The organism is Microcoleus sp. A003_D6, from assembly GCF_036702825.1.
Taxonomy (GTDB): domain Bacteria; phylum Cyanobacteriota; class Cyanobacteriia; order Cyanobacteriales; family Microcoleaceae; genus Microcoleus.
Window position 1 is genome coordinate 1 of the sequence record NZ_JAUBWA010000111.1, and the last position, 4,932, is coordinate 4,932.

General features: G+C 47.0%; 4 protein-coding genes. All 4 read right to left on the reverse strand.

The genetic code is table 11. From position 1 onward, the window contains the following. Positions 1-222: 222 nt before the first annotated feature. On the reverse strand, positions 223-1,746 hold the full coding sequence (locus tag QUB70_RS24900; RefSeq protein ID WP_332984111.1) for a carboxypeptidase M32: 1,524 nt from the start codon (positions 1,744-1,746) through the stop codon (positions 223-225). 79 nt (positions 1,747-1,825) lie between these two features. Further along, positions 1,826-3,028, reverse strand: coding sequence for a tetratricopeptide repeat protein (locus QUB70_RS24905; RefSeq protein ID WP_332984094.1), 1,203 nt, complete (start codon positions 3,026-3,028; stop codon positions 1,826-1,828). A 445-nt stretch (positions 3,029-3,473) separates the two neighbouring features. Continuing rightward, positions 3,474-4,196 carry a Uma2 family endonuclease gene (locus QUB70_RS24910; RefSeq protein ID WP_332984095.1) on the reverse strand — a complete coding sequence of 241 codons (723 nt, stop codon included), beginning with the start codon at positions 4,194-4,196 and terminating at the stop codon, positions 3,474-3,476. A gap of 204 nt (positions 4,197-4,400) precedes the next feature. Next, positions 4,401-4,932, reverse strand: a 532-nt coding sequence (locus QUB70_RS24915) for a tetratricopeptide repeat protein (RefSeq protein WP_332984096.1), incomplete at its 5' end; no start/stop codon positions are given.

Consider the following 4,932-nt stretch of genomic DNA (forward strand, 5'->3'; position numbering starts at 1 on the left):
TAAAGGACGACAAGACGTTGTAGTTATCTGCTTTCCTTAGTTTGCAAAAGTCTGTCATAACTTTAAAAAAATGGTATGAGTTATTTAATTTGCGATCCTTACTTTGTTTTTGATAGTTTTGATTTTATAGCATAAAAAAGGGCGATACAATTTGAGTACCGCCTTTTTTTTCGACTACTTTTTTATCTCAATTTAAAGTCTGCAATGTGAAATTGCTATCCCTCAAATGACATAAAATTCCCCGTATTTGTGGCGAATGTAGCGGACAAACGGATCGATAGTTAAAGGTGAACCGGTAACGCGATCGATCAATTCGACAGCAGTGTATTTGCGGCCGTGCTGGTAGATATTTTGTTTTAGCCAGTCGTGGAGTACGGTAAAATTTCCCCGTTGTATTTCTACGGGAATTTCAGGATTGATTTTTACTGCTGTTTCGTAGAATTGGGCGCTCATCAAGTTGCCGAGGGTGTAACCTTGGAACATTCCGCCGATCGTACCGACATACCAGTGAACATCTTGCATCGCACCTTCGCTGTCGGTGGCGGGGACAACGCCGAGGTCGGTTTTATAGCGTTCGTTCCAGGCTTCGGGGAGGTCTCGCACTGCTAGTTTTCCCTCTACCATTGCCAATTCTAGGTCAAAGCGGATGGCGACGTGGAGGTTGTAGGTTACTTCGTCGGCGTCGGTGCGGATAAGCGATCGCGAGACTTTATTAATTGCGCGGTAAAATGCGTCTGGGGATACGTCGCCCAACTGCCGCGAAAATAGGCTTTGAAGTTGCGGGTAAAAACATTCCCAAAAACCGCGGCTGCGCCCGACCAAATTTTCCCAAAGTCGCGACTGACTTTCGTGCACGCCGGAGGAAATGCCGCCAGCCAGAAGCGTGCCTTCAAATTCCGGGGAATTTCCGAGTTCGTAGAGGGCGTGTCCGGCTTCGTGGATGCTGCTGAAGAGTGCTTGATCCAGGTGGTCTTCGTAGACGCGGGTGGTGATGCGTACGTCGTCTATGGAGAAGTTGGTCATGAACGGGTGCAGGGTGGTGTCTTGCCGTCCCCGCTGGAAGTCGTACCCCATGCGTTCTACGACTGTGCGGGTGAATTCTAGTTGCTGGGATTCTGGGAAGTTTTGGTGCAAGCAGGAGTCGTCGGCGGGAGGTTGGGAGGTGATGGCTTCGACTATCGGCACTAATTCTTGACGCAGTTTGGCGAACAGCGGGCGCAGCAGAGATACTTTCATGCCGTAGTCGCTGCGATCGATCAAAGGATCGGCGATGTGTTCGTAGCCCGGGAAAAAGTCAGCGTATTGCCTGCTTAATTCTAGGGTTTTTTCGAGATGCGGCTTGACGGCTGCGAAATTGTTGGCGCCTCTAGCCGCGGCCCAAACTTCGTAGCAGTCGGCTTGGTGGCGACAGAGTGCGGACATGAAGGTTGCGGGGACTCTGGAGGCGCGATCGTAGTCTCTGCGCGCTATGCGGATCAGGCTGGCTGCGGTGGAGTCGTAGGGGAGGGTTTGTTCGTAGAAACGCAAGTCTTCTAGGAGTTCACCTATTTTTGGATCTGTAAATTTTTCGTGGGATATTTGTTTGAGAGTAGCCAACTGGCGGCCTCTGGCATTTGCACCTTTGGCGGGCATATAAGTTGATTGATCCCAATGCAGCAGCGACGAGGCTGATTCGATGTCGTTAACTTCTCTGAGGTGGGCTGCTAATTGAGCGAATTTTGCTTGAGTTTTGTCTAGGGTTTGCATGATTGGGGTTTGTGGTGCTGTTTTGCCTAAAAAGGTTGCAGTGCGGCATCGGTATCCATCAATCATTGCTACCCTGAAATCAAGCTAAAAACCGCACTTCTTCCCGTATTGTACGCAATTTAGAGTCATTTTTGCACAATTTCCGGTATTTCTGCGGATTGAGTTCGATCGCCTTTGAGAGGTTTTCGATCGCCAGCCGGATGCTTGTGGCTGCAAGTTCGGGGCTGTTTGTGAGCTCGCCTGCTTGTTTTTCCAGGGCGTAAATGCAAGCTTTTTGATAGTACAGGTTTGGATCGTCGGCTGTGAGTGCGATGATTTTATCGTAGGAGGCGATCGCGTCGGTAAATCGTTGGATTTTTTTGAGGGCGACGGCGCGGTTGTACCAGGCTTCGGTGTTGTCTGGCTGCAACTCTACGGTTTTGTCCCAAGAAGCAATTGCTTCTTCAAAGCGCTGTAAGTTGGCGAAGGCTAAGCCGCGGTTGTACCAGGTTTCGCTGTCGTTTGGGTTGAGTGCGATGGCTTTGTCCCAGGATGCGATCGCTGCTTCAAATTCTCCCATTTTTGCGATCGCCGTGCCGCGTTTGTTCCAGGCTTCGGGGGAATTCGGCCGCAGTTGCAGGGTTTTGTCGTAGGAGGCGATGGCTTCCGGGTAGAGTTTTTCATCGGCTAGGGCTAAGCCGCGGTTGTACCAGGCTTGATGCAAGTCTGGTCTTAGTTCGATCGCTTTGTCGTAGGATGCGATCGCCGCTGTATTTTGGTGGGATTTTCTGAGGGTAAATGCTTTGTTGTACCAAGCTTCGCAGTAGTCTGGTTTGATGGCTGTGGCTTTGTCGTAGGAGGCGATCGCTTCTGACAATTTTTCTAAGCTGACGAGGGTGTTGCCGCGGTTCGTCCAAGCTTCGGGGTAGTTGGGGTTGAGTTCGATCGCCTTTTCGTAGGATGCGATCGCTTCTGAGAGTCTGTTGAGATTCCGCAAAACGTTGGCGCGGTTATACCACGCTTCTGGATTGTTGGGTTTGATTTGTAGGGATTTGTTGTAGGCTGCGATCGCTTCTTCTAGCTGTCCCAATTTTCTGAGGGCTACGCCTTTGTTGTACCAGGCTTCATAAAATTTCGGTTCAAGTTCGATCGCTTCTTCCCAAGATTCGATCGCAGCTTGGAATCGTCCCATTGCTTCTAGGGCGTTGCCGCGATCGTACAAAATTTGAGCCTTTTGGGTGTTGACTGCTATGGATTTTTCCCCTGAGTCGATCGGCTTTTCTCTACTAGCTAATTTTTGCAAGGGGTTTCACCTCTTTATTTTCTGTCTAATTGATTCTTTTCTTTTTTATCTGCGATCTTTTGTGCCTGTGAGTGCTTGCGATCGAGCCTATTTTGTTATTTATGGCCATTTTACAGGAATTTGGGGACTTTTTCAATTTTTTTCTTTAGACCTCTTGCAAAAATAACTAGGACGGGCAAGATGCCCATCCCACAAAATTTTTTTTCTTGTGGAATGGGCATCTTGCCCGTTCCAGAATTTGATTAAAAGGATTTTTGCAAGAGGTCTATTATAATTCTAGAGCTGGGATTTGTAGGTATAGATTAATACTATTTTTTTTATAAGACTGCGTAGAAAAGAGGGAAGGGCGATCGTACTGACAGGATTACGTTAAAAGCACAAATAAGCGCGATCGCCAGAAACCCGATTTTTCAAAAAAACCGGATTTACGAGCATTTATTCGGGGTTAAATGCTATCTGGATCGATGTTCAATTCGCGCAGTTTAGCAGCTAAACGTTGAGCAATTTGATTGGCTTGTTCGGCCCTTTGGAATTCTTGTTCGGCCCTTTGAGATTCTTGTTCGGCCCTTTGAGATTCTTGTTGTAGGCGCTGACGATCTAATAACCTATCTTCTTCTAATTCCGCATAGGAAAGAAACTTTTCTCCATTAGGTCGATAAATTTCTAACCCATCTTCTCCCAACTCAAACCTCACACCTAATCTCGGACTAATCCATCCCTCCATAGGCTCAATTACTTCTAAATCTCCCTCAATTCTTTGCCAACCTTCCAACTCATTTCTTTCGGGATCGTAAAGGTAATACTCCTCAACTCCATGACGCTGGTAAAATGAAAGTTTCTTATTCATTTTAGTGTTGCTGTCGTTGTGGGAGCGAATCTCAAAGACGACTTGAGGGCCAATGTTATCCTCTCGATATTGTATGTAGGAAAGGCGATCGCCCTTTGGCCTCCCAAATATCACCATCGTATCAGGTGCTTGAGAAATCTCTGGTCTCCCCTCAACGGGATACCACAGTAAATCGGCGGCTACAAAAACGTTTGGGTCATCTTTAAACAGCGATTCGCAACCTTCTTTGATTTTGACAATTAATTCATATTGAATTGTGCTTTCTGCCATTGGTTGACCGTCGCTGGAAGGGTAAATGATTTCTTCGGTTGTGACTTGCATAATGGTTGTCTCCGAGAAGTATTTAAGTTTAATTATACTATTTATTCAGATGCCCGGCGGTTGAAACCGCGTCTACACAAACAATGTCCGCCTTCGCGGACTAAGAAATAGTGTGTATTTGTGATGCTGTAGGGGCGGGTTCGCCAACAATTTCTGCCAATAACTAACAATCTCAAAAACCCGCCCCCACCCAACGACAAATCCCTATCCTTGAATTAATTCTTGAAACCGAACATCCGATCGCACTTTGTCAAAATCCGAGTCAGTTTTTGCCATTTCTCGGTATTTGTCAGGATTTAGATCGATCGCCCGCTGCAAATTTTGAATAGATGAGTCAACTTGACCGTGTAACGCATAGCAGCAAGCTTTATTATAAAATGCGCTGGGGTCATCTGGTTTGATTTCTAAGGCTTTGTCGTAGGAGGCGATCGCTTCTTCCAACCTGCCTAAATCATCCAGTGCATTGCCCCGATTGTACCAGGCTTCGTGTAAATCTGGTTTGATTTCTAAGGCTTTGTCGTAGGAGGCGATCGCTTCTTCCAATCTGCCTAAATTACCCAGTGCATTGCCCCGATTGTACCAGGCTTCGTGTAAATCTGGTTTGATTTCTAAGGCTTTGTCGTAGGAGGCGATCGCTTCTTCCAATCTGCCTAAATTACCCAGTGCATTGCCCCGATTGTACCAGGCTTCGTGTAAATCTGGTTTGATTTCTAAGGCTTTGTCGTAGGAGGCGATC